This is a genomic window from Streptococcus sp. ZY19097 (assembly GCF_040731245.1).
In the GTDB taxonomy this organism is placed as follows: Bacteria; Bacillota; Bacilli; order Lactobacillales; family Streptococcaceae; genus Streptococcus; species Streptococcus orisratti.
The window spans coordinates 107,806-131,727 of sequence record NZ_CP160400.1 but is presented as its reverse complement, the minus strand read 5'-3'; the positions used below and the strand labels follow the sequence as shown (position 1 = coordinate 131,727).

The window sequence follows — 23,922 nt, the reverse complement described above, 5'->3', positions numbered from 1 at the left end:
ATAGCCCTATCATACACGATTTTCATTCAAAGCTCAATTTTTTGCTATGCTCTGCTCAATAAGCCAAGGATGCTATAATCTTAATTTTATAGCTACTGCACCTGAATAAATTCTAAGCTATAACTCTTTTTTATAGCCATCCATAAAAAATCAAGATTATGCAAACGTTTCATTTTTTGATAAGCTAGATAGCAATCAAGCAAAAGGAGGTTTCTATGGGATTATCAATGATATCTGGAGGTCTAGTTGGTCTGGTCTTTGGCTTTATTCTTCAACGAACGCGTTTCTGTATGACGGGCGGTTTTAGAGACATGTACCTCACTAAAAATAATCGCCTCTTCTATGCTTTTTTAATTGCTATCTTTATTCAAAGTATCGGAGTTGTGAGCTTAATTAAATTAGGAATAGTCGCAAATCCATATGAAGATTACTCAGTCATTGGCGCAATTCTTGGTTCTTATCTTTTTGGTATCGGAATTGTTCTCGCTGGTGGCTGTGCAACTGGAACTTGGTATCGTTCAGGCGAGGGCCTAATTGGGAGTTGGATTGCTCTAATTCTTTACATGCTAAGTGCCGCTGCAATGAAATATGGAGCTCTTCAAGCACTTAATCAAAGTATTGCCAGCCAATGGGTTATCAATGACAATTTAGCTGGACAACTGGGAATTTCGATTTGGTTATTAGTTGGCATATTGGGTATCGTGACAGCCTACCTAGTTTGGACCGAGTTAAGAAAACCTAAACGTCAGGTTGCCAGCCTTCCTCAGAAATATTCTGGGCTGCGTCACTATCTCTTTGAAAAGCGTTATCATCCCTTTGGAGCTGGTATAGCTATCGGGCTGATTGCACTTATTGCTTGGCCAGCTAGTCAAATTACTGGTCGCAACGGTGGGCTTGGTATCACTACTCCGTCTGCTAATTTGATTCACTTTATTATTAGTGGTGATCAAACCAAGCTAAATTGGGGAGTATTTCTTGTTTTAGGAATCTTACTAGGCTCCTACCTAGCAGCTAAGGGAAGCCACGAATTTAAATGGCGCTTACCTGATATTAAAACTATCAGAAACAGTGTTATTGGCGGGATTTTGATGGGAATCGGTGCTTCTTGGGCCGGCGGTTGCACAATCGGAAATGGTCTCACCGCTACATCTGCTATGAGTAGCAAAGGATGGATTGCTCTTTTATTCACCATCTTAGGCGTTTGGACAGCATCCTACTTTATCTTTGTCAAACCACAACATAAGGAGAAAAATCATGCGTTACACCTTAGAAACCGGAGGGCTAGTGTGTCCCTTCCCACTGATTGATGCCAAACAAAAAATGGCAGAGCTTGAAATCGGAGACGAACTTTATATTCGATTTGACTGCACTCAAGCAACTGAGAGTATTCCTAACTGGGCTGCCGATGAGAGATATCCAGTTACTCATTTCGCTCAAATCAGTGATGCTTCTTGGGAGATTATTGTCCAAAAAGCTTAAAACCAACTTTAGAACTTGTATCCACAGTTCAGCACTTCCATCTAAGGCTAGTTTTTAAGCTACTCATCGTTAGTTTCTTTCAAAATACAGTCAGTATTCCCTCAAAAAAACTGCCTTAATTAGCGAAAAACTATCTCTTAGATAAAAGTACTTTACTTGTGAATAACGTATAAAAGCCTCACGGTGATACTCAAAATCGCTGTTGAGGCTTTTTGGGTTTGGTCCCTTTTTTTACCATCTGTGAAATAAGCTGAGCTGCCTGTTGAGCGACTTCCTCGTTTGATAGATTGTCCGTTTCTAGAAAAATGACATTTCTCTGTTTTGCAAACCATTTTCTTTTTAGAGGAAGAAGCTTTTCTAACTGAAAATCAAAGAAATTTCGTGTACGTGTGTTATCCGAAGCTTTGCGTTTCCTGAGCGTCTCGTTCCTCGCCTCCAAAAAAATAATATAGTCTGGCAGACAATAGCTAAGCTGCGTTAGCTCATTTTTCAAAGAAGAAAGAACATGCCACTCCTGACCAATCGCTTGAGGATAAAAACGTGTGTAGAAATCAATCTCCTCGGCACCAAAGTCCATAAAAACTAAGGGATAATCCTTAACCTTTTGGTAACGCTGCACTTCATGAGCAATCCAAAGTTTTTGAATGGCTAGATAGTCTTCAAAAACCGTCTTATCTAGGTGTTTTCGCTGAATATCACCTATCACTGGAGTCACATCTTCGTAACTGAATACCGCATCTGGAAATTTCTTCTGCAAATTCGCTAATAAGGTCGTCTTGCCAACGGCCATAGATCCTTGAATTGAAATAATCATTATTTTTCCTCCCAATCAGATAAGAAATCAACTAATTCAGTCAGACAAGATAGCGTCGCATCTGCTTGCTCATTTTCAGAAGTAACGGGACAATATTGACCAAATCCTCTCATCACACGAACAGTTTTCATACCAAGCCGTTTTGCTGGCTTAATGTCATTATCCAAACGATCACCAATCATAACAGCTTGTTCAGGCAAGCAATCGGCCATTCCAAGAGCCTTTTGGAAAATGCCTAAGGCCGGCTTTTCAAAACCAATTTCGGCAGAGGAGATAACAACTTGAAAATATTGAGCAATACCAAAGTTGACCAAACGTTCTTCTAAACCCGATAACTGATTGGCTATTAGACCTAGATGATACTGGGCTGACAGGCAATCTAAAACTGACTGAACTTCTGGATAGAGATGTTCATCTTGAAAAGTCCATTTAGGCAGAGGTTTGTTTAGCCGTTCTGCCAATGCGAGGTCTCCGCGTAGCCCCTTTTTATAATCCTCAATAAGTCTTTCCCAAGTTTCCTGATAGTCTAGCTCACTTCCCGCCAGTAAAGTCTTAACACGATTCTCATAGGCCAAACTTTCATCAACCAAAGTTGAACCTAAATCAAAAAAGAGCCATCTAATTGCCATATTATCCCCCTTAGCACAAAAAAGCTGGATGATTCCATCCAACTTTTTTCTTTAACCTCTATCATCATATCCATTTGGGTGGCTTGAGTGCCATGCCCATGCTGAGGCAATAATTTTTTCAATGTCATCAAATTGTGGTTTCCAACCAAGGACTTCACGCGCTTTGTCAGATGACGCAATAAGAGTATCTGGGTCACCAGGGCGACGGTCAGCCAGTTCTGCAGGAATTTCTTTGCCAGTCACTTTACGAGCTGCTTCGAGAATTTGAAGATTTGAAAATCCTGTTGAAGAACCAAGATTGAATGCCGTTGACGGATTGCCTTCACGAAGATAGTTAACCGCAAGCAAATGCGCGTCTGCTAGGTCAAATGGGTGAACATAATCACGGACATTTGTGCCATCTGGCGTGTTGTAATCATTACCAAAAATCATGATTTTTTCACGCACACCTTGTGCCACTTGCAAAATAATTGGTAACAAATGTGTTTCTGGACCATGGTCTTCACCGATTGAACCGTCTGGTTTTGCACCAGCAACATTGAAATAACGAAGCGGTACAAATTTAATACCGTAAGCTTGGTCAGACCATTTCATGATGGTTTCCATCATGAGTTTACTTTCGCCATAGGGATTGATTGGGCGTTGCGGTGTTGTTTCTTTGATTGGAATTTCATCTGGAAGGCCATAAGTTGCTGCTGTTGATGAGAAAACAATGTATTTCACGCCAAATTCATTCATCACTTCAAGCAATTTAACCATGCCTGCTGTATTATTATCAAAGTATTTTAAAGGTTTTTCCATTGATTCAGCAACCAATGAATAAGCCGCAAAGTGAATAACCGCATCAATATCAGGATTTTCTGTAAAGACTTTACGCATAAAATCTTGGTCAGCAAGGTCGCCTTGATAAAATGTCGCATCAGGGTGAACCGCAGCACGGTGTCCTGTCACCAAACTATCAACCACGACGACTTTTTCTTCTCCTTTTTCAACCAAACGGTCAACCATGTGAGAACCGATGTAACCAGCCCCACCAAGCACTAAAATTGACATTTTCTATCTCCTATTATTTAAATATTGTCCCAATCAACTCTGGCAAACTCTTCAACCACAACTTCACCGAAACCCCAAGCCATCCAATTTGCCATTTCGTAAATATCACGAAATCTCTTTTGGTGCTTGCGAGCAAAGTCTGGATTGCGTTCAGCTTCGTTCATAGCTGCGATAAAGGCTTTCGCAGTTGTATCATAAAAATCCTCGTACATATCACCATAGTCATAGGTAAACACTGTCGCATAATAAGCGAAACTGAGGTTGATTTCAGCTAGCAAAGTAACATCTGTTACAACCTTCTTGGTCTCTCTGAAAAGTTTTTTGGCATTTTTAAACTCAAACGATCGAATACGCCTATACATTTTCTCAAGTTTTTGATCAAATTCTCTAACAATCGTTTCATTGGCTTCCGGCCCTAAAAACAGTTGTTCCAATAAAAGGCTAGCTTCATTACTTTTCTTATATAGATGGCAAATCAAATCTTCTCTTTCTTTTTCAGATAAGGCACGGATGTGCTGACGCAACTCTCTGATTCCCAACTGTTTAGACATTGATAACTCCAATACTTTCTACAAAACGCATAAAAGCAGCTTGACCTTTTTCATCACGTTTGTAAACACCTGCGTCTTCTAAAACACGAACAAAGGTTTGCCCGACAGCCTGTCTGACGATTTCTGAAACATTATCTGCATCCACTTCTGGATGGACAACCTTGATGGTATCCGCCCAATCCCTGTGATAGTCTGCTACTTCATTATACTGGTTCAGGAGGTATTTTTCAACTTCTATCAGTTCATTTTTGAGCCTTGGCGGCAAAATAGCTAAGCCCATGACCTCAATCAGACCGATATTTTCTTTTTTGATATGCTGCACATCAGCGTGCGGATGATAAACACCGTCTGGAAATTCAGCTGTCGTGTGATTGTCACGCAAAACAATATCCAGTTCAAAGACTCCATCACGTTTACGCGCAATTGGAGTCACCGTGTGATGAGGTGTGTCTCCTGTATAAGCGACAACATCAACACTATCGTCAGAATAATCACGCCATGCCAAGCGAATGGTTTCAGCTACTTCAACCAAACGGTTTTTATCAGTGCTGTGCAAACGAATAACAGACATGGGCCAGTTGACAATGCCAGCTATCACATCAGAAAAACCTTTGAAGTGAAATTCACGGTCTAGCTCTGCTATTTCCATAGGAAAGACATGACGGCCACCTTGGTAGTGATTGTGCATCAAAATTGACCCGCCAACAATTGGTAAATCAGAATTTGACCCTGCAAAATAGCCTGGGAACATATCCACAATGTCCAATAATTGCGCAAAAGTATCCTTACTAATAACCATTGGCACATGCTGGGTGTCGAGGAAAATGCAGTGCTCATTGAAATAAGCATAGGGTGAATACTGGAAGCCCCATTTTTCATCACCCAAATTCATACGGATAATGCGGTGATTAGCGCGGGCAGGATGGTTAATCCGACCTTGGTAACCTTCATTTTCCATGCAAAGCTGGCATTTTGGATATGAAGAAGCTTTGACCAGTTTAGCTTGTGCGATAGCTTTAGGATCCTTTTCAGGTTTTGATAAATTGATTGTGATTTGAATATCACCATATTGTGATGGTGTTGTAAAGGCGATATTTTTTGCGATTGCAGCAACTTTAATGTAATCGTTACGTTTGCTAAGGGCGTAAAAATCTGCGATAGCTTGCTGAGGAGATTTTGCATAAGTATCCCAGAATTCGCGATTCACCTGACTTGGGACAGGCGTGATAAAATTCATTAGCTCAGCACCCAAACACTCTTTTTCTTCAGCCAATTCACCAACCTTGCCATTTTGCACAGCTAGGTCAACCAGTTCATCTTTGAGGGCAATAAGCTCTGTTCGCTTCGTTTCTTGCTGTGCGCTTTCTTCGCCAACAAGGGCAAGGACACGGTTACGCAGGTAAAAAGTATCATCTTCTGTGTAGTCGCTAACTGCAATGACTTTAGCGACAAAAGTATCTAAAAGTTTCATTTTTCTTCTCTAATCTTACTTATTTCGAGACAAGACACGTGATCCACCTGCAATTTCAGCAATGTAGAAAGCTGGTGCATAGCCAATGATTTCTGTATAAACCTTGCCGACATTTTGGGTGAATTCATCAACTTTATCTTTAGCGACAATGGCAATACCGCAGCCACCAAAGCCCGCTCCTGTCATACGAGCTCCAAGGACACCTTCTTGTTGCCAAGCGGTATGAGCAAGGGTATCAAGCTCAATACCAGTCACTTCGTAATCATGCTCAAGTGATACATGTGAGGCATTGACCAAACGACCAAATGTTTCAAGTTCACCTGCAATCAAAGCTTCTTTGGCTTGAAGAGTGCGTTGATTTTCCCAAACAGCGTGACGAGCACGTTTGAGACGATTAGCATCTTTAATGAGATAACTGTATTCATCAAAGGCTTGCAAATCAAGTTCACCAAGTGTCTTGATATCAAGCACTTGATTGAGTTCTTCAACGGCTTTTTCACATTCGGCACGACGTTCATTGTATTTTGAATCAGCCAATTCACGGCGTTTGTTAGTATTCATGATAACGATGACATTGTCACCTAAATCAAGCGGTACAAGGTCATATTCTAATGTGTTGGTATCAAGGTAAATGGCTTGCTTATCAGCTCCCATACCGATGGCAAATTGATCCATGATTCCTGAATTAACGCCGATAAATTCATTTTCAGTCTGTTTACCAATTTTTACTAAGTCAAGACGGTCTAAGTTGAGGTCAAATAATTCTTCAGCAACAATTCCGACCAAGAGCTCTAACGAAGCTGATGATGACAAGCCTGAACCGTTTGGAATATTCCCATTGACATAAAGGTCAAAGCCGGTAGCAATCGTATGTCCAGCTTCTTGCAAGCATTTGATGACACCTTTTGGATAATTGGTCCAGCTGTCTTTTTTATCAAAGACAAGATTAGCAAGGTCAGCCTCGATAATGCCTAAGTCAGAAAAGTTTGCTGAATAAAAACGAAGCGTTTGGTCATCACGTTTGCGAGCTGCACCGTATGTTCCAAGGGTGATAGCCGCTGGGAAAACATGACCACCATTGTAGTCTGTATGTTCACCAATCAAATTGATACGTCCTGGTGAGAAAAAGGTTGCATCTGCTTCATTGCCAAATACGGCTGTGAAGGCTTCTTTTAATTCTGTAACTTTCATGAGGGTCTCCTTTTTATTTCTTCTATGATTACGGTTTCATTGTACACCTGATGATGTTCCAAGTCAATAATTTTACTAAAATTTTACTTAAAATTTTCTTTGTGTTATTTTTTGTGCTATACTAAAGAAAAGATAAGAAAGAAGGGATGACTTATGGCTACATTAAAAGACATTGCAAAGTTGGCAAAGGTTTCATCAGCGACCGTTTCTCGGGTGCTCAATCAGGATACTACCCTTTCTGTTAGCGAGGAAACACGGCATCGCATTTTAACCGTTGCTGAAGAGTTGGGGTACGAAAAGCATAAACGTAGCACGAATATTTTACAAGAACGGCAAAAAATTGCTATTGTGCAATGGTACAGCAAGCAAGAAGAACTCAATGACCTCTATTATTACAGCATTCGTATCGGACTCGAAAAACGCGCTCAAGAGCTGGGCTATGATATTATTCGTTACTTTAATAATGACATTTTAACGATTTCTGAAAACATCTGTGGTATTATTGCCATTGGTAAATTTTCTAGCGCACAAATTTCAAAGCTCGAAAAATTGTCTCAAAATCTTGTTTTTGTTGACAGCGACACACTTAATGCAGGACACCCTTGCGTGACCACTGATTTTGATAATGCTGTTATCAAGGTGCTTGATTACTTTATGGACCAAGGATTCACAAAAATCGGGATGATTGCTGGCGAAGAACGCACAACCGACCAACAAGAACTTATCGTTGACCAACGCTTCCGTACTTTCAAAAATTACGCCTATGAAAATAATCTCTACAATCCTAACTACGTATTTGTCGGAGATTTTTCAGCACAAGCAGGATATGAATTAATGAAAAAAGCCATTACCGAACTTGGTAATGACCTCCCTCAAGCTTTCTTTGTTGCCAACGATACCCTTGCAATCGGTGCGCTTCGCGCTCTCCAAGAAGCTAATGTCATCGTACCTGACCGCGTCAGCCTCATCTCTTTTAACGACACTCCACTAACGAAACAAGTCTTTCCAGCCCTATCAAGCATCACTGTTTATACCGAAGAAATGGGACGGACTGCCGTTGACATCCTTAACCGCCAACTTATCAACCATAACACTATCCCAACAATGACAAGACTCGCAACCACACTAACATTGCGAGACAGCACAAAATAAAAGATATCAACAAAAGAATGAGACAAAGACGCGGGCAAAACATCCATGATTGCTCCGCCCTCATCCACAGAATAATGAAAACGAATATAGAGTCCTCACTAGGTGTATAATCTTAGTGAGGGCTTTGTGGTTGACGAGTTAATGATGTTATTCATCAAGGGCAAAACTATTGAAAAAGTAAAAACGCATAAAATCAAGTTATCAAAAACATTGATTCTACGCGTTTTTTACTGTAAACTTGTCCAAATTATTAAAGCCGGATTACGTTTTGACCAACCTCTTCATGAGCCTAAAAAGCAAATTGGGAATTGTAAACCTAATAGATCCAAATTGCCGTAATACCACATTGTCTAGGATAATCAAGCATGGCTTCATTCCGCTAAAAAGAAGACGAGTTCTCTTCTTTTTGATTATAAAAAGACAATCTCTTTCCCGTTTTCTTTAACCGTATAACTTAAGTCTTTTAGATTGATTGTAGCGTCTGCAACCACACTGCTACCTTGATTACGGCGAGTGATTACAAGCGTGTTTTCATCTAATACCTCTACATCAATACTGCCATCAAGGTCAAAAGCAGCTGAGTGATTTCGGAAAGTAAAGAGTTTGAGCAAAGCTTGAACCACTGGGCGTTTGACTTCTTCAGCAATTTCTTCACTCGTGTAATAATGACGATTGATGTTGCGGCCTTCTTTTGTTTTTTCTAACAAATCAAGGTCATTTTTTCCTGCTAGAAAGCCAACATAATAAACTTGTGGAATACCTGGTGCAAAAGCCTGAATCAAGCGTGCTAAGAAATATCTCTTGTCATCATCACCGAGCGCAGAATAATAAGTCGAATTGATTTGATAAATATCAAGATTATTGTATTCAGCAGATGAGTATTTGCGTTTGACATTAGCACCAACTTTATAAAGTTCGCTTGAGGTATAATCAATTTCATCATCTGTCAAAATATCTTTAACATCAACCACACCAATTCCATCGTGTGTATCAAGCGTTGTAAATTGCTTCATTGGCGACATTTTCAACCATTTCGCCAAGCGGCCAACTTTGCCGCTATATAAGCTATAAAGCGTCACCATGGGAAGTGCAAAATCATAAACATAATAGTCATGCTCAGCAATCTTAAACTGGATTGAATAATGCTCATGAATTTCTGGAAGCAATTCTGTGCCAGATTCTGCTGCAATGCTACGCACTTTATCAAGTAAGTCCCAAATGTCTGGCTCTACGAAGAAATCATTGGTATCCAATTTCTTAACCGCATAAGCAAATGCATCTAGACGGATGAGGTCACAGCCATTTTCTGCCAAATGTTCGATGGTCTTTCGAATGAAATCCATGGTCACCTCTTTTGTCACATCAAGGTCAATCTGTTCCTCACCAAATGTATTCCACAAATGCTCAACCGAACCATCGGCAAAATGAATTTCTTGTTTTGGTGCACGATCTTTACGCTTATAAATCAAGTCCACATCAGCTTGTGTCGGACGATTTTCTGGCCAGAATTTATCCCAATTAAGGAATAAATCTTTATAAGCGCTGGCTTCGTGTTTTTCTTGATAATCTTTATAATATTTTGATTGACGAGAGATATGATTAATCATGAAATCAAACATGAGATAATACTTTTCACCTAAATTCTTCACATCATCCCAAGTACCAAATGCAAAATCTACCTCGTCATAATCAACAGGGGCAAAACCGCGGTCACCCGTTGATGGAAAGAATGGCAAAAGATGAATACCACCAACTGCTTCCCCAAAGTACTTCTCAAGATTATCCGCTAATTCTTTCAAATTCTTACCCAGACTATCCGAGTAAGTGATTAACATTGTTTTGTTTTGAATTCCCATAATGATTCCTTTGTTTTATTTTGTGATATCGTTGAACACAACCTACGAACAGAGCAAAAAAGATAATGTTTCCTAGAACGTACACGTTCTTCGTCAAAATTCCTATTTTTGCTACACTCGTTTTACGGTCTTTGTATCCTTACTTCACTGCGCCGTTGCTCATTCCTGAGATGATGTGCTTTTGGAAGATGAGGTAAACGATTGTGATGGTAATAATACCGACGACATATGAGGCAAAGCTTGGTCCGTAATCGCTGAGGTATTGTCCTGTGTAGTTGTATTGGAAAAGTGGCAGTGACCATGACTCTGAAGATTTATTCAACATCAAGAGGGGTAACATGAAGTCATTCCAAAACCAAAGAGCATTGATAATCAAAGTTGTGGCATGCATTGGTTTTAGCATCGGAAAAACAACTTTGCGGTATGTTGTAAATTTATCAGCTCCATCAATTTCAGCAGCTTCATCCAAACTATCAGGAACACTCAATTTGATGTAACCAACGTACAAGAATAGAGTTTGAGGTACAGCATAAGTCAGATACAAGATAATCAAGCCCCAAATATTTGTCAAACCAAGTCGGCTCATCATAACTGTGATTGGAATCATGATGACTTGAAATGGCACGAAAATTCCCAAAATCAACAAGCTATACATAATGTTAAAAGCACGTTTTTTGCTCATATTACGCGCAATGGAATAGGCTGCCGCAGGAATAAATAGGGTTACTAAAAGGACTGAAACCACTGTAATAATGGTTGAGTTCCAGAAATAGTGTCCGATACCGTCTGCCAGCAAACGTGCATAGTTGCTTAATGTAACTGGATTTGGAAAAGCAAAGAAATGTTGCATGATATCTTTAGTCGTCTTAAATGAACTAAAGACTGTTGCTAGCAATGGAATCAAAATCAAAATTGATCCCGTGACTAAGAGCACATATTTCCAAAAAGTATGATAACGTTCTTCTTTTTTCATATTTCACTCCATTTATACTTCGAAACGACTTGATAATTTCAATTGCAACATTGATACCAAAACAATAATAGCAAAGAGAATCAAGGCAATGGCGTTAGCATAACCATATTGGTTACTTGAAAAGGCATAATTGTAAACCAAAAGACCAATTGAAGTCGTTGAGTTACTTGGTCCACCACCAGTCAAAGCAAAGATTTGGTCAAAAGCGGTCAGCCCTGATTTTAGTGCCATAATGAAAACCATGGAAATACTTGGTAACAAATAAGGCAACTCAATGTTCCAGAAAGTTTGTTTACTGCTAGCACCATCAATTGCTGCCGCTTCTGTGATTTCACTTGGAATGGTTTGAAGTCCAGACAAGAAGAGAATAATTGGCATCGCAACACCTTGCCATAGCATGGCAAAAATTGCTGCAAAAATGGCACCGCCAGATGTTCCTAGAAGGCTTGTTTTCAAAAATGCAATGTTCAAAGCTTCGCCAATGGCAGGTAAACCGTAGTTAAAGACTTGTTTGAAAATCAAAGATACCGTCAACCCTGATAAAACAGCCGGAAAAAAGAACCAAGCTCTAAAGAAAGTTTTCCCTTTGATTTTAGCATTCAAAGCACGCGCCACCCAAATACCAATGACAATTTCTCCCACAATTAAAGCAAGAGTTAAAATTAAGGTAAAGCCAAGCGCCTTAAAGAATTTAGTATCTGTCATCAAAATTTTATAGTTATTGACACCCACAAAATCAAAATGATAAGTCAAACCAGTCCAGTTTGTAAAGCTATAAAAAGCTCCCTGAAACATTGGAAAATAGAAGAAAATAGCTTGTAAGATCAAAGGTACAATTAGAAACGTCCATCCCCAATACTTATTTAAAAATTTTCGCATAATCTACTCCTCTACTTCTTCACATCAGCTTTCATTGGGTTGAAGAAGGCATTTAACTCACTCGTGTATTGCTTAGCATCTTGATTCAAAAGATAGTTAGCTGTCAAGTTAAAGAAATCTCCTTCACTTGTCCAACTTTCACCAAGCCAGACATAATGTTTATCTGTAAATGCTAGCTGATAAAGCGGTGCAAGTGGAGAATTGTCATCTTCAACCACACCTTCTACAGATACTGGTGAGCCATCAACATCATAGTATTTCTGCATAGCTTTAGCTGATGCCATATAGGAAATAAATGTTTCACATTCTTTTTTGTGCTTTGTTGATGATGAAATTGATAGCGCCAAATCTCCCGCACCGACAGTAACTTCTTGACCAACTTTTTCACCAGGAAAGGCAAAGGTTGAAATTTCAAAATCAGGATCTTGCTGTTTAATCGCTGCTAGTACCCATGAGCCACCTGGTAACATCAACGCTTTTTCAGTCGCAAATGCCACAACGGAATCGTTGTAAGAAGCACCTTCCCAGTTAGTTTGCTGATTGCCTTTATCAGCAAGTAAATCCAAACGCGTTAGAACCTCTTTGACCTCGCTATCAGAAGTTGAAATAGAATTAACAGGAGAAAAACGAAGATAATCATTTGCCTTATCACCACTACCAGTCACACTAATATAGGCTAATTGATGATAACCATTTAAAGTCCAACCTTCACTACCAGCGAGCGCAAAGGGTGTTTCACCGTCAGCCTTGATTTGTTTTACCAAAGCCTCAAATTCAGCCCAAGTTTCTGGAACTTTAAGTCCTAATTCGTCAAATTTTGTTTTATTAAAGTAAATTCCTGAAACATTGGCAGATAACGGTACACTATAAATTTTTCCGTTCACTGCATAGTTTTCTGCATAGTTATTTTTTATATTCTTGAGGTAGGATTTACCTGTCATATCTTCAAAATAACCTGCTTTTGCCCACTCTTTAAAATCGACATTCTGAGGATAAATGTTAATGACATCTGGGGCGTCACCTGCAAGCATACGTGTTTTTAGAACTGTTCCAGCACTTGGAACGCTTGTCATTTTAACGTGGATGTTAGGATTTTCAGCTTCAAAATCCTTAATAATCTCTTTTAACGTATCCACCATTTCTGTCTTTTGATTGAAATATTCAATGGTTACCTTGCCATCAGCCGATGTGTTATCCTCTTTTGAACACGCCGTCAATGTTAAACCAGCAGTGACAGCTAAAACTGCTATGCCAGCAGTTATCAATCGTTTACACCATTTCATTGAAAACCTCCTTACTGTTTCACGAAATAATATTGTTGACTAAGGTAATCGCCTTGCGGGAGAGTTACAGTCAAACCTGCATACATCAGTTCTGCACCTGAGAAGACTTGTCCTGTTTCTTGTAGACGATAGGTTGCCGCTTCCTCTAAACCTTTCAGTTTGAGCGTTGTTTCGATTGTTTCAATCGTTGAAAGTGTGCGAACGTAAGTTACAACAGTTTTACCTTCATAAACAAATTGCACAGCCGCTTCATTTGCACCTTGTTCTGGATTGATGAGACGATAATGCTTCCCAAATTGAACAACTGGGCGAATATCTTTGTAATGAGCGACTTGAGCAGCAATCACTTCTTTATCGCTTTCTGGCAAGCTTGTCAAATCAAGTTCGTAGCCAAGATTTCCCATCATAGCAACATTTCCACGTGTTTCAATTGGTGTGGTACGCCCCATCTGATGATTTGGGCTTGCTGAGACATGTGAACCCATTGAGATAATTGGGTAAAGATAACTTGAACCATATTGAATTGGCAAACGAGAAATGGCATCTGTATTATCACTAGCCCAAACTTGTGGGAAGTAGCGCATCATTCCAAGGTCGTTTCGACCACCACCGCCTGAGCATGATTCAAAGAGAATATTGCTATGTTTTTCAGTCAAATAGGACACCAAATCATACAAACCTAGCATGTAAGCATGGGATTGCATCTTGGTAGCAAGAGCAGAATCACCATTTCCGATATTTGTGATGTTACGGTTATAATCCCATTTGACATAATCAATAGCATTTTCTGTCAAAATCTTGTCAATAGCTGATTTAATATAAGCTACCACATCAGGGTTGGCAAGGTTAAGTACCAATTGATTACGAGAATAAGTATGAGCACGACCCTCGGCTTGAATAGCCCAATCAGGATGAGCACGGTAAAGGTCACTATCGACAGAAATCATTTCTGGCTCAAACCACAAGCCAAATTTCAAGCCTTTGGCATGAACTTTATCAATCAAATCACTCAATGGTCCACCGAGTTTTTCTTCATTGACAACCCAGTCACCAAGCGCACGATTATCGTCGAATCGATTTCCAAACCAACCATCATCTAAAACAAAGAGTTCAATACCGAGTTTACTTGCTTCATCAGCTAAATCCAGCAATTTTTCTTTCTTGAAATCAAAATAAGTCGCTTCCCAGTTATTGATAAGAATCGGACGCTCAACGTGGGCAAATTGTTTTGGCATGATGTGATTTTGCACAAATAACTGGCTTTCTTGGCTTAAATGTGTCAAACCTTTTGCCGAATAAGTCATCAAAGCCACTGGCGTTTCAAAATTATCTCCAGCTGCTAATTGCCAAGCAAAGTTATCATCATTAATGCCAATTCCCAGACGAACTTCATTCAATTGATTTTTTTGGACAAATGCTTGGAAATTACCACTATAAAGTAATTGAAGAGCTAAAGCCTGACCAGCCTCCTCCGTCGCTGTCCCATCACACAAAATCATAGCTGGGGTCTGAGCGTGACCAGAAGCTCCGCGATTCGAAGCGATGCTAAAGATGCCTTGCTCAACTTTTTGACGACGAACTGTTTTCTCACGCGCATAAGCGCCTTGCAAAGTTATCACATCATAATTGCTAGCTGGCACGTCAAGCATTGTCGATAAGGCACGATTGATAACAACAGCTTTATCAGATAGATTGCTAATCTTAGCAAAAGTTGAAATGCTAGTACAGTCTGCATAAGCTGTGTAATAAAGCGTCAGACGCAATTTAGCAAATTCATCTTCTAAGACAAACACTAGTGTCTCGGCGCTTTCTGTAGAATGAGGACTAGGTAATCCTGTTGCCTCAACAACTCCATGTAAAATGTGACTATCTTTTAACTTAAATTGTGTTAATTCATTGTTATCATGTTGGATTTTAAGTGATGGGCAACGAAAATCACCAAAACCATGTACCCCGAAAATCTGACGTTGGGTATCATAGCTAAACGTACGATTATCAGGAGTCGGATTGCCTGAAAAAGCATGATCTTTCTCCAATATCGCATTTGAACCGTGATAGTTAGCGATTTTGCCCCCAATATGACGAAGAAGCAAATCACCTTCTCGGTTCTCAATAATCATTGACATCTCTTTACTCTGAATGTAGAAAAGATTTCCTTTAATTATAATTCCCATTACGCTTTCTCCTTAATGTTTACTAAAATTTTACCACCAAATTCCCCTTTGTTAAATGGTAGGATGTTGGACAAATATGGTAAAATGTTGCTTATAGAGGAGATGATAATTTGAACGTTCTAAATACCTATAATGAATTTGATACCAATAATTTTGATCTAAATGTTGACCACTACGGTGCTGAAATCTGCGAAGGTAATTACTCTTTTGGACCAACCCTTCGTGATAATTTTGTTTTGCATTTTATTGTTGATGGCAAAGGAAAATTTACTATTGATGGCCAAACTACCGAACTTAGTGTCGGTGATATGTTTATCCTTCCCAAAGGAAAAGTGACCTTCTATCAAGCTGATAGCAAACACCCTTGGACCTATCTTTGGGTGGGCTTTAGCGGGTCAAAAGCTGAAAATATTTTAAGTAAAACTCAGCTACTAGAACAATACTTCTGCCATTCGACACTTAAGTCCAAAGTACTTGATCAAATCGTCAAATTAACTCAATTTCGCGACCAAAAACTCGATGACGTAACTGAACTTCAACTGATTGCTGAACTTTATAAATTACTTGCCTACTTAATTGAAGAATCTCCCAGTAAAGCAGCCTCTGATGGTAGTATTCTTATTCAAAACTATATTAGACAAACTAAAAAAATAATTCATTCACAATATGGAACTTCTTTAAAAGTGGGAGAAATCGCAGATAAACTCAATCTTAACCGTAGTTACCTTTACAAGATTTTCAAAGAAGAAACTGGCTATGCCATCAAAGATTACATCGTCCAAGTTCGCATGGAAAAAAGTGCTGATTTACTTACCAACACTACTTTTCATATCTCAGAAGTCGCAAACGCCGTAGGCTTCACAGATGGTCTCGCATTTAGCAAAGCCTTCAAAAAATACTTCAGCCAAAGCCCAAGCAATTACCGAAAAGCACTTAGGAAATAAAACAAAACGTTAGGAACTTCTTACCTAACGTTTTTTAAGGAACAAAAATCCCCCAAGAGTCTAAGCTCTTGGGGGTGAAATGAAATGTATAACTAAGCGACTTTGACAAGTCTGACGTTATCAATGTTTAACCATTTGTTAGCAGAAGCGTTGACGTAAATGCCAATTTCACATTTCCCATATGTGACTTGGATGTTATCAATCGTGTACGTTTTCCATGTGCTAGAGTCTTTTAGGGAGATGTTTTGCTCACTGCCGCCATAGTTTTTGATATAAAGCTGAGCAGTCTCAAGGCTAGTGTCCCCCATGGCGTCAATGCTTAATTTGTAAGTACCTGAGCCGAGGTTGCTAATCGTTTGATAAATGGAACTTTCAAAAGCTGTGTCTGACCAGAAAGTGAGCTTGTAACGTGTATCGTCGTAAACTTCTGTCTTGATACCTGCATTTTGACTGTTGGTCCATTTGTTCCAAGAAGATGGGGTTTCGGTATAACCGTCCCATTCAAAACTGTTATTAGCAACAACGTTTGTTAGGTTAGCGTAATTAAAGGCTTTGACGGCGCGTAGAGCATTTCCTGAGAAATCAAAGACCGCTTGATTTTCCCATTCATTACCCGTCACATCTGAAACACCAAGATATGACATACCTGCTTGTGTTGCCCATGAGACGTTGCCATTATACCAAAGTGGTTCCCAATAGAAGAAACCGAGACCGTTGTTATTTTTGACGTCTTTAATTTTATCAACCAAGTCTGTCAAAAATTCATACTGACCATCTTGGTTAGCTTTGTAACCACCAGCAGTCTCTTCTGTTGCCGTAAAGGCATTTGTTTTCTGGTCAGCATTATCAAGGGTATTTGCATAAGCTGTTTCAACCACAACAACTTTTTTGTTGTAGCGTTCGCTGATATTATCCATATTTTCAGAGAGTTCCGCTAATGTACCGTGCCAATATGGGTAATAAGAAATACCGACAATATCAAAATCAACGGATTGCTTAGTGATTTCGTCCAACCACCATTGAAAAGCTGATTTGTCACCGCCGTCTGCTAAATGAAGCATAATTGGGGTGTTGCTTTGCTGCGTGTCTTTCACAGCTTGAACACCAGATTTTAAGAAAGTCGCTAGGCGAGTGAATTCCTTTCCATCACCGCCCCAGCTTTTCCCGTAAGGCCAAAGCATACCGCTGTTTAATTCGTTTCCGATTTGCACCATATCAGGGTAAATGCCTTGTGACTTCATCTGATTAAGGACATCAGTTGTGTAAGAATACACTGTTGAATTTAATTGTTCAAAGGATTGATTCTGCCAAGCTTTGGGAAGATTTTGTTTTCCGGGGTCAACCCAGAAATCGCTGTAATGAAAATCGATTAAGACTTTCAAGCCTTTATCTTTAGCACGTTTGGCTAATTTGAGTGTTCTGTTTAAGTCATTGGTTCCTGCGCCGTAAGCATTGCCATTTGCATCATAGGGGTCAACCCAGAGTCGCAAACGAACGTAGTTAACACCATTTTCTTTCAAAATGGTCAGCGGGTCTTTTTGAGTACCATTACTCTTGTAAATCACTCCGCTTTGTTCCATTTCATCAAGAATCGAAATATCAGCTCCGTTGATGAACTCATCTGCTTTAGTCACGGTATTTCCAAGCGCAGCAAGACCAATAAGGGCAACAGTCGTCAAAAAAATCTTTTTTAGTATTTTCATAATCTTTCTCCCTAGCTTTTCTAAAATAGGTTAGGCAAAGTAAGACATTACGAAGGCTACGGCACCTTCTGGGTCACGTGTTAATTTAATATATTCAGCACCTTTTGTAGCTGCTAACTTGATACCAAGCGCGTCAGTATCTTTCTTAATATCTTCGTAGAATGAATTAACTTGGGGAGCAAGCACAATCATGTCAAAATCTTTCATAATCTCATAATGTGAACCGTAAGCACCTGCTGATGCTGTAATATTAGCACCTGTTGCAGCGGCACCTTCAGTAAGAGCATTAGCAAGCATAGCGCTTGTACCAGCACCAGCACAAAGGACCAAAACGTTGATTGGTTTATCAGTCGTGACTTTAACAGCTGGTTTTTCCTCAACAACTTTTTCAGCTGCAGTTTTTACTGGAGTTGCACTTTCAGCAGCAGTTTCTTGCGCAGCATTTTCAGCTTCTTCTTCAAGAAGTGAGGCATCATAAGCTTTGATGAATGGGAAGTAGATAATCGCATCAACAACGATTAAAACAAGGACAAGAACAACAGCTAGAAGGCTAACGCCTGTACCAAGAATAAGTCCGATTGGTGCCGGTGTTGCCCAAGGAAGAACATACATGAAGCTGTTCATCTGAAGCACATCAACGAAGAATTTGAAAATCCAAACGTTGGCAATTGGTGCCAAAAGGAATGGAATAAAGAAATATGGATTAAGAATAATCGGTGTTGCAAAAAGCAATGGTTCGTTAACAGCGAAACTTACTGGGATAAATGAAGCTTTACCAACAGCCTTTAGTTGTTTTGATTTTGCAAAGAGTAGGAATAGGAAAGGAACGACTAAAGTAGCACCTGTGCCACCCATTGTACCAACAAAGTTTCCAAGACCGACTGTAAGAACATTTGAAGCATGTTCTCCTGCTTTGGCTAACTGTAAGTTAGTTTCAACATTAGCGTAAATAACTGCAACAATAGCTGGTTCTACAATTGATGGACCATGCACACCAACGAACCAGAAGAGTGCCATAGCACCCCAGATAATAGCAATTCCAAGGTAACCGTCTGCTGCTGTAAACAATGGTTGAAGAAGTGTGATAATTGCTTCTGCAAATGACGTGCCAAAGAAATAACGGATGGCAGTATCAATGAGAACAGCAGCAAAAACTGCAAATGAGAATGGGAAGATATCACGGAATGTTTGCGAAATAGTCCCTGGCACTTCCTTTGGCATCTTAATGGTGATATCGCGCAACACACAGAATTTGTAAACATTAACGGTGATGAAGGCGGCTACAAAAGCAGCTAGAATCCCTTTTGTCCCCATATAGCCATTTGCCAAACCACCATCAATTTGATCTGCGCTCAACAAAAGGAAACTAACAATTGATGCAAGCATAACAGAAACCGCATTGATTTTTTTATTGCTTGGCATTTGACGATTAACAGATTCTGCCAAACAGCGTGCCGTAGTTGCCGAAACAAGAATTGCAACGACCCCCATAGAATAACCGTAAACCTTCCAAAGCCAAGTAGAAAAAGCTTCTGGAAGTGTTATTCCGACAACTTCTGGCAAGGCAGCAATCAAGATAAAAATACTTGAGAATAAGATGGCGGGCATGGCTGCTAAGAAACCATCACGTATAGCACCAAGGTAAATATTGCGAGAAATTTTTTCAAAAAAAGGTTTCCCTTTTTCAATTTGTTGAATGAGTTTGTTCATGATACAACTCCCAAAGAACATAAGCTTGGTTAGTTATTTCTGACACATCTTTAAAAGAAATAGGATATGTCAAAAATGACTATTGAGAGGAGATTTTGCTGTTACCAAGCCCTAGTTCATGTCCTTTCTTTTTTTCAAAATTAGCGATTTTTATATAATTCAATAAAATCCGTAATGAGGTCACGTAGCAACAAGGTTGTCATCAAGTGGTCTTGACCGTGAACAAAGATGAAACCAAGTTCCAAATCTTCGCCACCTGCTTCTTGTGCTAACAATTGTGTTTGAGCATTGTGAGCTTTAGCCAAATTTTCGTCAGCATCTTTAATTGCTTTATCAACATTATCAAAGTTTCCAGAGCGAACTTCCTTAAGCAATTGAAGAAGTGTGCTTCTTGCATCACCTGAGTAAGCCACAATTTCAAAACCTAACATTTGTAATTCTTTTTTATCCATTTTCTAAATCCCCTATTCTACAATTTTTGTATCGCTAATGTGTTTGTACCAGTAAGCTGATGCTTTTGGATAACGTTTTTGTGTTTCAAAATCCACATAGAACAAACCATAGCGTTTATTATAACCATTTGACCATGAGAACAAATCCATCAATGACCAAAGGAAATAACCCTTAACATTAACCCCAGCACCAATTGCTTTGGCAAGAGATTGCAAGTAAACTTTCAAATAATCAATACGCGGTTGGTCCATGATGATACCATCGTCAAATTCATCTTTATAGCCCATACCATTTTCTGTGATATAGATTTTATTGTAATGTGGGTAATCTGCTTTGATACGAAGAAGCAAATCATACAGACCTTCTGGATAGATAATCCAATCCCAGTCCGTTCTTGGAATACCTTCTTTGTAAATGCGTTCGCCAATACCTTTAACTTTGTAAACAGATGTTCCTTTGTCACCTGTACCGTTGTGATGAATGGCATTTTCGCCATTGTAGGCTTTAACAAAGTGACATTGGTAATGATTGATACCAAGATAATCGTTGCGGTGACTGGCTTTTTTCATTTCCTCAAAGTCACTATCAAGGAAGTCGTAGCTGGCATTGTTAGCTGCGCAGATTTCGTTAAGCGCTTCCATTGTTTCGTTTGAATAATAACCTAGATAAGTTGCATCCAGTAAGAATCGAATAGAAAGAGCATCATCTAAGAAAGCAGCATGTTTATCTTCTTTGCTATCTGTTGCTGGGTATTTTGTTTCAAGAGAATGTACCACACCGATTTCACCTTGGTAGCCACCGTCTTTGAACAAATTAACCACACGCGCATGCGCATACATCATATTGTGCAGACATTGAATGACTTTTGACAGGTCATATTTGATTCCTGGTGGGAAAATACCAAGCAAATATTGGTTGGTTGCTACTGGGTAAATTTCATTGAATGTGCTCCAATGACGAACTTCTGTAAATTCTTCAAAACAGAATTTTGCATAGTTAACAAAAGCTTCAATCGTGTCACGGTTTAAGAAATCACCATTGTCAAACAAAACTTTTGGCGTGTCAAAGTGATGGAGCGTGACAAAGGCTGTGATGTTGCGTTTTTGACATTCCGCAAACACTTTGTGGTAATAATCAATTCCTTCTTGGTTGACCTCACCAGTACCATTTGGGAAGATACGGCTCCAAGCAATGGATAAGCGAAGTCCGTTGACACCAAATTTTTCACAAAGTTCAATATCTTGTGGGTATTGATGATAGAAATCACTAGCAGGATCTGGGCTGAAACGCCCTTGTTCTGCTAAGAAATCGTCCCAAGCTACTGGACCTTTACCACCTTCTTTAGTAGCTCCTTCAACTTGGTAGGCTGCTGTTGCCCCACCAAAAATAAAATCTTCTGGTAATTGATACATAATTTTCTCCTTATTTCAATAAGCGTTGAATGTGAATCACAAGGTAAACACGTTCACTACGCGATAAATCTATGTTTAGTTCTTGTTCAATCAAATCATAAATAGCTTGCCCAATTTGATAGGCTTGCGGATAATCTGATTTCACATATTCTTCCAAATTAATCAACGATGTATTATCTTGCTGATTCATCTGCAATCGATTAATGAGGTAGGTTAAATGAATCATCAAACGGTCGTAAAGATTACTATTTTCTGCGCTGCGCTTGATATTATTTTTTGCCAGCTCGTTTTCAATCAAAGTTAGCACTTTTTTCGTTGCATCCTCTTTGTTATTATCAGAAACTTCGTAATCCCCTTTGGCATTAATGAAATGTAAAGCCATTCGTCCAACTTCATCTTCTGGAAAAGTTACCGACAACTTTTGACTTAAAACGACAACAGCCTCTTTCGCCATTTGAAACTCAGTAACATACGCCGCTGAAATATCTGGTAAATGACTTTCCTGATAAGTTCCCTTTAAAAGCTTTTGATAGACCGAATAAACATGGTCGGTAAGGGTTACATATAGGTATTCCTGAACCGGAAAATGATATTTTGCTACCAAATCATCAATCATGTTATAAGTCACTGTTAGGATATCAAGCGGAATATTTTTCAAAAGGGTTAAAAAGTTTTCTTTGGATTCCTCTGTTTTCAAAAGGAAAACTTTCTCGACCTTGCTTGGAGTGATCAAATCACCTTTTTTCTTTTGAAAGACTATTCCTAGCCCCATGACAACGGCTTGTTCATCTTGTTCGTTTTTCACTAAAGCAACATTATTATTGAGCGCTTGTATAATCCGAAACATTATATCCTCCCTTAAAAGATTTTGACAAATAAAAAACCGCAAACAAACTAGAGCCTCCTCCTCTAGGTCATTTGCGGTCTTGCCTAATTATCTTAGTTACAATCCACTCTATTAATTTCTACGATTATAATATAACACACAATTTCGATTTTGTAAACCCTTTCTTTGTGTTTTTTTGTTTGTTTTAAACATTTTTAAAAAATCCCCACTTGTCAAGTCAAGTGCAACAAGTTCATTGATAACTAGAGTTCCAGAGGTTAAGCTGTTTGGGCTAGCCCAAACAAAATATTTGCGGTTTTATACTTGTGAATTCGTCTAGGTCTGTCATTGATAGCAGAGACGTAGTGATTGAGTTCTTCTGTCGTTAGTGAGTTAAGAGAGACACCTTTTGGGAGAAACTCTCTCAAGAGACCATTGAAATTTTCATTTGTTCCTCTTTCATGAGAAGCATAAGGATGGGCAAAATAGACTTCCACACCTTTTAAGTCTGACAAGTTACTGAACTCTGAGCCGTTGTCCGATGTGATAGAGCGAATAGGGTACTGTGATAGTAAGCTCTTAACAGCCCTATTGATGGTTTCTGCTTGTTTATTAGCCAGTTTTACAGCGATGGCAAATCGTGTTTGACGCTCTACTAGGGTCATGACAACAGCTTCCCCTCTGGTCTTCTTGCCAAGCATGAGATCAATCTCCCAATGCCCAAATTCAGAACGGTCATTGATACACTCTGGACGTTCTTCAATGGATTTTCCTAAGATTATCTTCGTGGCCTTAGGCGTTACTTTAGACCGTTTTCGGATGCTTACCATCTTAGGTAAATCAATCGGTTTAACCCTCAACAGTCCGTCTTTGATGTAACGATACACTGTCTTGGTGGAAGGGATAACTTCCAGTGGATGTTTTTCTCGGTAAGTTTGAACAAAGCTATCGACACTGTGACAGCGAGGTTTCGTTTTCAGGGCTTTCTCAAGTTCCTTGAAGAAGGTCTGGGAGCAGTACGATAGTTTATGATAGGCACTTTTTCGACGATTGGTTTCATAAACACGTTGACCACTATCTGGAAAGTAAACCGTTGAGTAGATTCGTTTCCCGTTCTTATCTTGAACCTGAGAAACACTTCCTCGTTTGATTTCACGACTGATGGTTGAGCGATGACGCCCAAGCAGACGAGCAATCTCAGAGGGGTTTTTGCCCATCTTGAGATAGGCGCTGATTTCTCCGCGTTCAGAGGCTGAAAGGTGTGAATATAACGATTTTTTGGTAGAATGATTAGTGGACATGTTCATCTGCTTTCTATACTGAGTTGGGGAATTCTAGTATATCAGACGAGCATGTCTTTTTTGTTGCA

At 39.4% G+C, this 23,922-nt stretch carries 21 protein-coding genes; 4 read left to right on the top strand and 17 right to left on the bottom strand.

Annotated features, from left to right (window positions below; all coding sequences use genetic code 11):
- Positions 1–215 precede the first annotated feature (215 nt).
- Together ABZ559_RS00635 and ABZ559_RS00630 are read left to right on the top strand one after the other, a co-directional pair.
- Positions 216–1,307 (top strand): YeeE/YedE family protein, encoded by a 1,092-nt coding sequence (locus ABZ559_RS00635; protein ID WP_367006838.1) that lies wholly within the window; start codon positions 216–218, stop codon positions 1,305–1,307.
- Positions 1,255–1,479 carry a sulfurtransferase TusA family protein gene (locus ABZ559_RS00630; protein WP_367006836.1) on the top strand — a complete coding sequence of 75 codons (225 nt, stop codon included), beginning with the start codon at positions 1,255–1,257 and terminating at the stop codon, positions 1,477–1,479. The genes ABZ559_RS00635 and ABZ559_RS00630 overlap by 53 nt, the downstream gene beginning before the upstream one ends.
- Positions 1,480–1,669: 190 nt before the next feature.
- Here the strand turns inward: ABZ559_RS00630 and ABZ559_RS00625 are convergent, their stop codons facing one another.
- From ABZ559_RS00625 to ABZ559_RS00600, 6 genes are read right to left on the bottom strand one after another with little or no spacing between them, the layout of a single operon-like run.
- Positions 1,670–2,293 carry an AAA family ATPase gene (locus ABZ559_RS00625; RefSeq protein WP_367006835.1) on the bottom strand — a complete coding sequence of 208 codons (624 nt, stop codon included), beginning with the start codon at positions 2,291–2,293 and terminating at the stop codon, positions 1,670–1,672.
- Complete coding sequence (locus ABZ559_RS00620; protein WP_367006833.1) at positions 2,293–2,922, bottom strand: HAD-IA family hydrolase; 630 nt, start codon at positions 2,920–2,922, stop codon at positions 2,293–2,295. Before ABZ559_RS00620 ends, ABZ559_RS00625 begins: the two co-directional genes overlap by 1 nt.
- Positions 2,923–2,973: 51 nt before the next feature.
- Positions 2,974–3,975: a UDP-glucose 4-epimerase GalE gene (gene galE, locus ABZ559_RS00615; protein WP_367006832.1), complete on the bottom strand. Its 1,002-nt coding sequence runs from the start codon at positions 3,973–3,975 to the stop codon at positions 2,974–2,976.
- Positions 3,976–3,992: 17 nt separating this feature from the next.
- Positions 3,993–4,526, bottom strand: a complete 534-nt coding sequence (locus ABZ559_RS00610) for a hypothetical protein (protein ID WP_018363962.1) — start codon at positions 4,524–4,526, stop codon at positions 3,993–3,995.
- Positions 4,519–5,997 (bottom strand): UDP-glucose--hexose-1-phosphate uridylyltransferase, encoded by a 1,479-nt coding sequence (gene galT / locus ABZ559_RS00605; RefSeq protein ID WP_367006830.1) that lies wholly within the window; start codon positions 5,995–5,997, stop codon positions 4,519–4,521. Before galT ends, ABZ559_RS00610 begins: the two co-directional genes overlap by 8 nt.
- 15 nt (positions 5,998–6,012) lie before the next feature.
- Positions 6,013–7,188, bottom strand: coding sequence for a galactokinase (locus tag ABZ559_RS00600; protein ID WP_367006828.1), 1,176 nt, complete (start codon positions 7,186–7,188; stop codon positions 6,013–6,015).
- Positions 7,189–7,341: 153 nt separating this feature from the next.
- Between ABZ559_RS00600 and ABZ559_RS00595 the strand changes: the two genes are divergently transcribed.
- Positions 7,342–8,340: a LacI family DNA-binding transcriptional regulator gene (locus ABZ559_RS00595; protein WP_367006826.1), complete on the top strand. Its 999-nt coding sequence runs from the start codon at positions 7,342–7,344 to the stop codon at positions 8,338–8,340.
- A gap of 410 nt (positions 8,341–8,750) precedes the next feature.
- Here the strand turns inward: ABZ559_RS00595 and gtfA are convergent, their stop codons facing one another.
- The 5 genes from gtfA to ABZ559_RS00570 form a co-directional block, all read right to left on the bottom strand.
- Positions 8,751–10,196: a sucrose phosphorylase gene (gtfA, locus tag ABZ559_RS00590; protein WP_367006824.1), complete on the bottom strand. Its 1,446-nt coding sequence runs from the start codon at positions 10,194–10,196 to the stop codon at positions 8,751–8,753.
- 139 nt (positions 10,197–10,335) lie between these two features.
- Positions 10,336–11,169, bottom strand: a complete 834-nt coding sequence (locus ABZ559_RS00585) for a carbohydrate ABC transporter permease (protein ID WP_018375002.1) — start codon at positions 11,167–11,169, stop codon at positions 10,336–10,338.
- A gap of 12 nt (positions 11,170–11,181) precedes the next feature.
- On the bottom strand, positions 11,182–12,048 hold the full coding sequence (locus ABZ559_RS00580) for a sugar ABC transporter permease (RefSeq protein WP_367006823.1): 867 nt from the start codon (positions 12,046–12,048) through the stop codon (positions 11,182–11,184).
- 11 nt (positions 12,049–12,059) lie between these two features.
- Entirely contained in the window at positions 12,060–13,331 is a 1,272-nt protein-coding gene (locus tag ABZ559_RS00575; RefSeq protein ID WP_367006822.1) for an extracellular solute-binding protein, read from the bottom strand.
- Positions 13,332–13,342: 11 nt separating this feature from the next.
- Entirely contained in the window at positions 13,343–15,505 is a 2,163-nt protein-coding gene (locus ABZ559_RS00570) for an alpha-galactosidase (protein WP_367006821.1), read from the bottom strand.
- 110 nt (positions 15,506–15,615) lie between these two features.
- On the opposite strand from ABZ559_RS00570, the gene ABZ559_RS00565 reads away from it, so the two are divergent.
- Positions 15,616–16,449, top strand: coding sequence for an AraC family transcriptional regulator (locus ABZ559_RS00565; RefSeq protein ID WP_367006819.1), 834 nt, complete (start codon positions 15,616–15,618; stop codon positions 16,447–16,449).
- Between the two features lie 92 nt (positions 16,450–16,541).
- On the opposite strand, the gene ABZ559_RS00560 is transcribed toward ABZ559_RS00565, so the two are convergent.
- The 6 genes from ABZ559_RS00560 to ABZ559_RS00535 form a co-directional block, all read right to left on the bottom strand.
- A complete protein-coding gene (locus ABZ559_RS00560) occupies positions 16,542–18,152 on the bottom strand; it encodes a glycosyl hydrolase 53 family protein (protein ID WP_367006818.1) in 1,611 nt (536 codons plus the stop codon).
- Positions 18,153–18,182: 30 nt separating this feature from the next.
- Complete coding sequence (locus tag ABZ559_RS00555; RefSeq protein ID WP_367006817.1) at positions 18,183–19,862, bottom strand: PTS lactose transporter subunit IIBC; 1,680 nt, start codon at positions 19,860–19,862, stop codon at positions 18,183–18,185.
- A gap of 140 nt (positions 19,863–20,002) precedes the next feature.
- Positions 20,003–20,314 (bottom strand): PTS lactose/cellobiose transporter subunit IIA, encoded by a 312-nt coding sequence (locus ABZ559_RS00550; RefSeq protein ID WP_003063087.1) that lies wholly within the window; start codon positions 20,312–20,314, stop codon positions 20,003–20,005.
- Positions 20,315–20,326: 12 nt separating this feature from the next.
- Positions 20,327–21,727 carry a 6-phospho-beta-galactosidase gene (gene lacG, locus ABZ559_RS00545; RefSeq protein WP_367006816.1) on the bottom strand — a complete coding sequence of 467 codons (1,401 nt, stop codon included), beginning with the start codon at positions 21,725–21,727 and terminating at the stop codon, positions 20,327–20,329.
- Between the two features lie 10 nt (positions 21,728–21,737).
- The gene (locus ABZ559_RS00540) at positions 21,738–22,574 is read right to left on the bottom strand and encodes a PRD domain-containing protein (RefSeq protein ID WP_367006814.1); all 837 of its coding nucleotides are present in this window, start codon (positions 22,572–22,574) and stop codon (positions 21,738–21,740) included.
- Positions 22,575–22,831: 257 nt separating this feature from the next.
- Complete coding sequence (locus tag ABZ559_RS00535; RefSeq protein ID WP_367005659.1) at positions 22,832–23,854, bottom strand: IS30 family transposase; 1,023 nt, start codon at positions 23,852–23,854, stop codon at positions 22,832–22,834.
- Positions 23,855–23,922 lie beyond the last annotated feature (68 nt).

What these genes read in the sequence shown, in the direction of transcription:
- ABZ559_RS00630 (WP_367006836.1), top strand. Translation starts at nt 1,255, where the DNA reads ATGCGTTACACCTTAGAAACCGGAGGGCTAGTGTGTCCCTTCCCACTG.
- gtfA (WP_367006824.1), bottom strand. Translation starts at nt 10,196, where the DNA reads ATGGGAATTCAAAACAAAACAATGTTAATCACTTACTCGGATAGTCTG.
- ABZ559_RS00620 (WP_367006833.1), bottom strand. Translation starts at nt 2,922, where the DNA reads ATGGCAATTAGATGGCTCTTTTTTGATTTAGGTTCAACTTTGGTTGAT.
- ABZ559_RS00625 (WP_367006835.1), bottom strand. Translation starts at nt 2,293, where the DNA reads ATGATTATTTCAATTCAAGGATCTATGGCCGTTGGCAAGACGACCTTA.
- ABZ559_RS00585 (WP_018375002.1), bottom strand. Translation starts at nt 11,169, where the DNA reads ATGAAAAAAGAAGAACGTTATCATACTTTTTGGAAATATGTGCTCTTA.
- ABZ559_RS00610 (WP_018363962.1), bottom strand. Translation starts at nt 4,526, where the DNA reads ATGTCTAAACAGTTGGGAATCAGAGAGTTGCGTCAGCACATCCGTGCC.
- ABZ559_RS00580 (WP_367006823.1), bottom strand. Translation starts at nt 12,048, where the DNA reads ATGCGAAAATTTTTAAATAAGTATTGGGGATGGACGTTTCTAATTGTA.
- galE (WP_367006832.1), bottom strand. Translation starts at nt 3,975, where the DNA reads ATGTCAATTTTAGTGCTTGGTGGGGCTGGTTACATCGGTTCTCACATG.
- ABZ559_RS00560 (WP_367006818.1), bottom strand. Translation starts at nt 18,152, where the DNA reads ATGAAAATACTAAAAAAGATTTTTTTGACGACTGTTGCCCTTATTGGT.
- ABZ559_RS00600 (WP_367006828.1), bottom strand. Translation starts at nt 7,188, where the DNA reads ATGAAAGTTACAGAATTAAAAGAAGCCTTCACAGCCGTATTTGGCAAT.
- ABZ559_RS00595 (WP_367006826.1), top strand. Translation starts at nt 7,342, where the DNA reads ATGGCTACATTAAAAGACATTGCAAAGTTGGCAAAGGTTTCATCAGCG.
- galT (WP_367006830.1), bottom strand. Translation starts at nt 5,997, where the DNA reads ATGAAACTTTTAGATACTTTTGTCGCTAAAGTCATTGCAGTTAGCGAC.
- ABZ559_RS00570 (WP_367006821.1), bottom strand. Translation starts at nt 15,505, where the DNA reads ATGGGAATTATAATTAAAGGAAATCTTTTCTACATTCAGAGTAAAGAG.
- ABZ559_RS00575 (WP_367006822.1), bottom strand. Translation starts at nt 13,331, where the DNA reads ATGAAATGGTGTAAACGATTGATAACTGCTGGCATAGCAGTTTTAGCT.
- ABZ559_RS00540 (WP_367006814.1), bottom strand. Translation starts at nt 22,574, where the DNA reads ATGTTTCGGATTATACAAGCGCTCAATAATAATGTTGCTTTAGTGAAA.
- ABZ559_RS00550 (WP_003063087.1), bottom strand. Translation starts at nt 20,314, where the DNA reads ATGGATAAAAAAGAATTACAAATGTTAGGTTTTGAAATTGTGGCTTAC.
- ABZ559_RS00535 (WP_367005659.1), bottom strand. Translation starts at nt 23,854, where the DNA reads ATGTCCACTAATCATTCTACCAAAAAATCGTTATATTCACACCTTTCA.
- ABZ559_RS00635 (WP_367006838.1), top strand. Translation starts at nt 216, where the DNA reads ATGGGATTATCAATGATATCTGGAGGTCTAGTTGGTCTGGTCTTTGGC.
- lacG (WP_367006816.1), bottom strand. Translation starts at nt 21,727, where the DNA reads ATGTATCAATTACCAGAAGATTTTATTTTTGGTGGGGCAACAGCAGCC.
- ABZ559_RS00555 (WP_367006817.1), bottom strand. Translation starts at nt 19,862, where the DNA reads ATGAACAAACTCATTCAACAAATTGAAAAAGGGAAACCTTTTTTTGAA.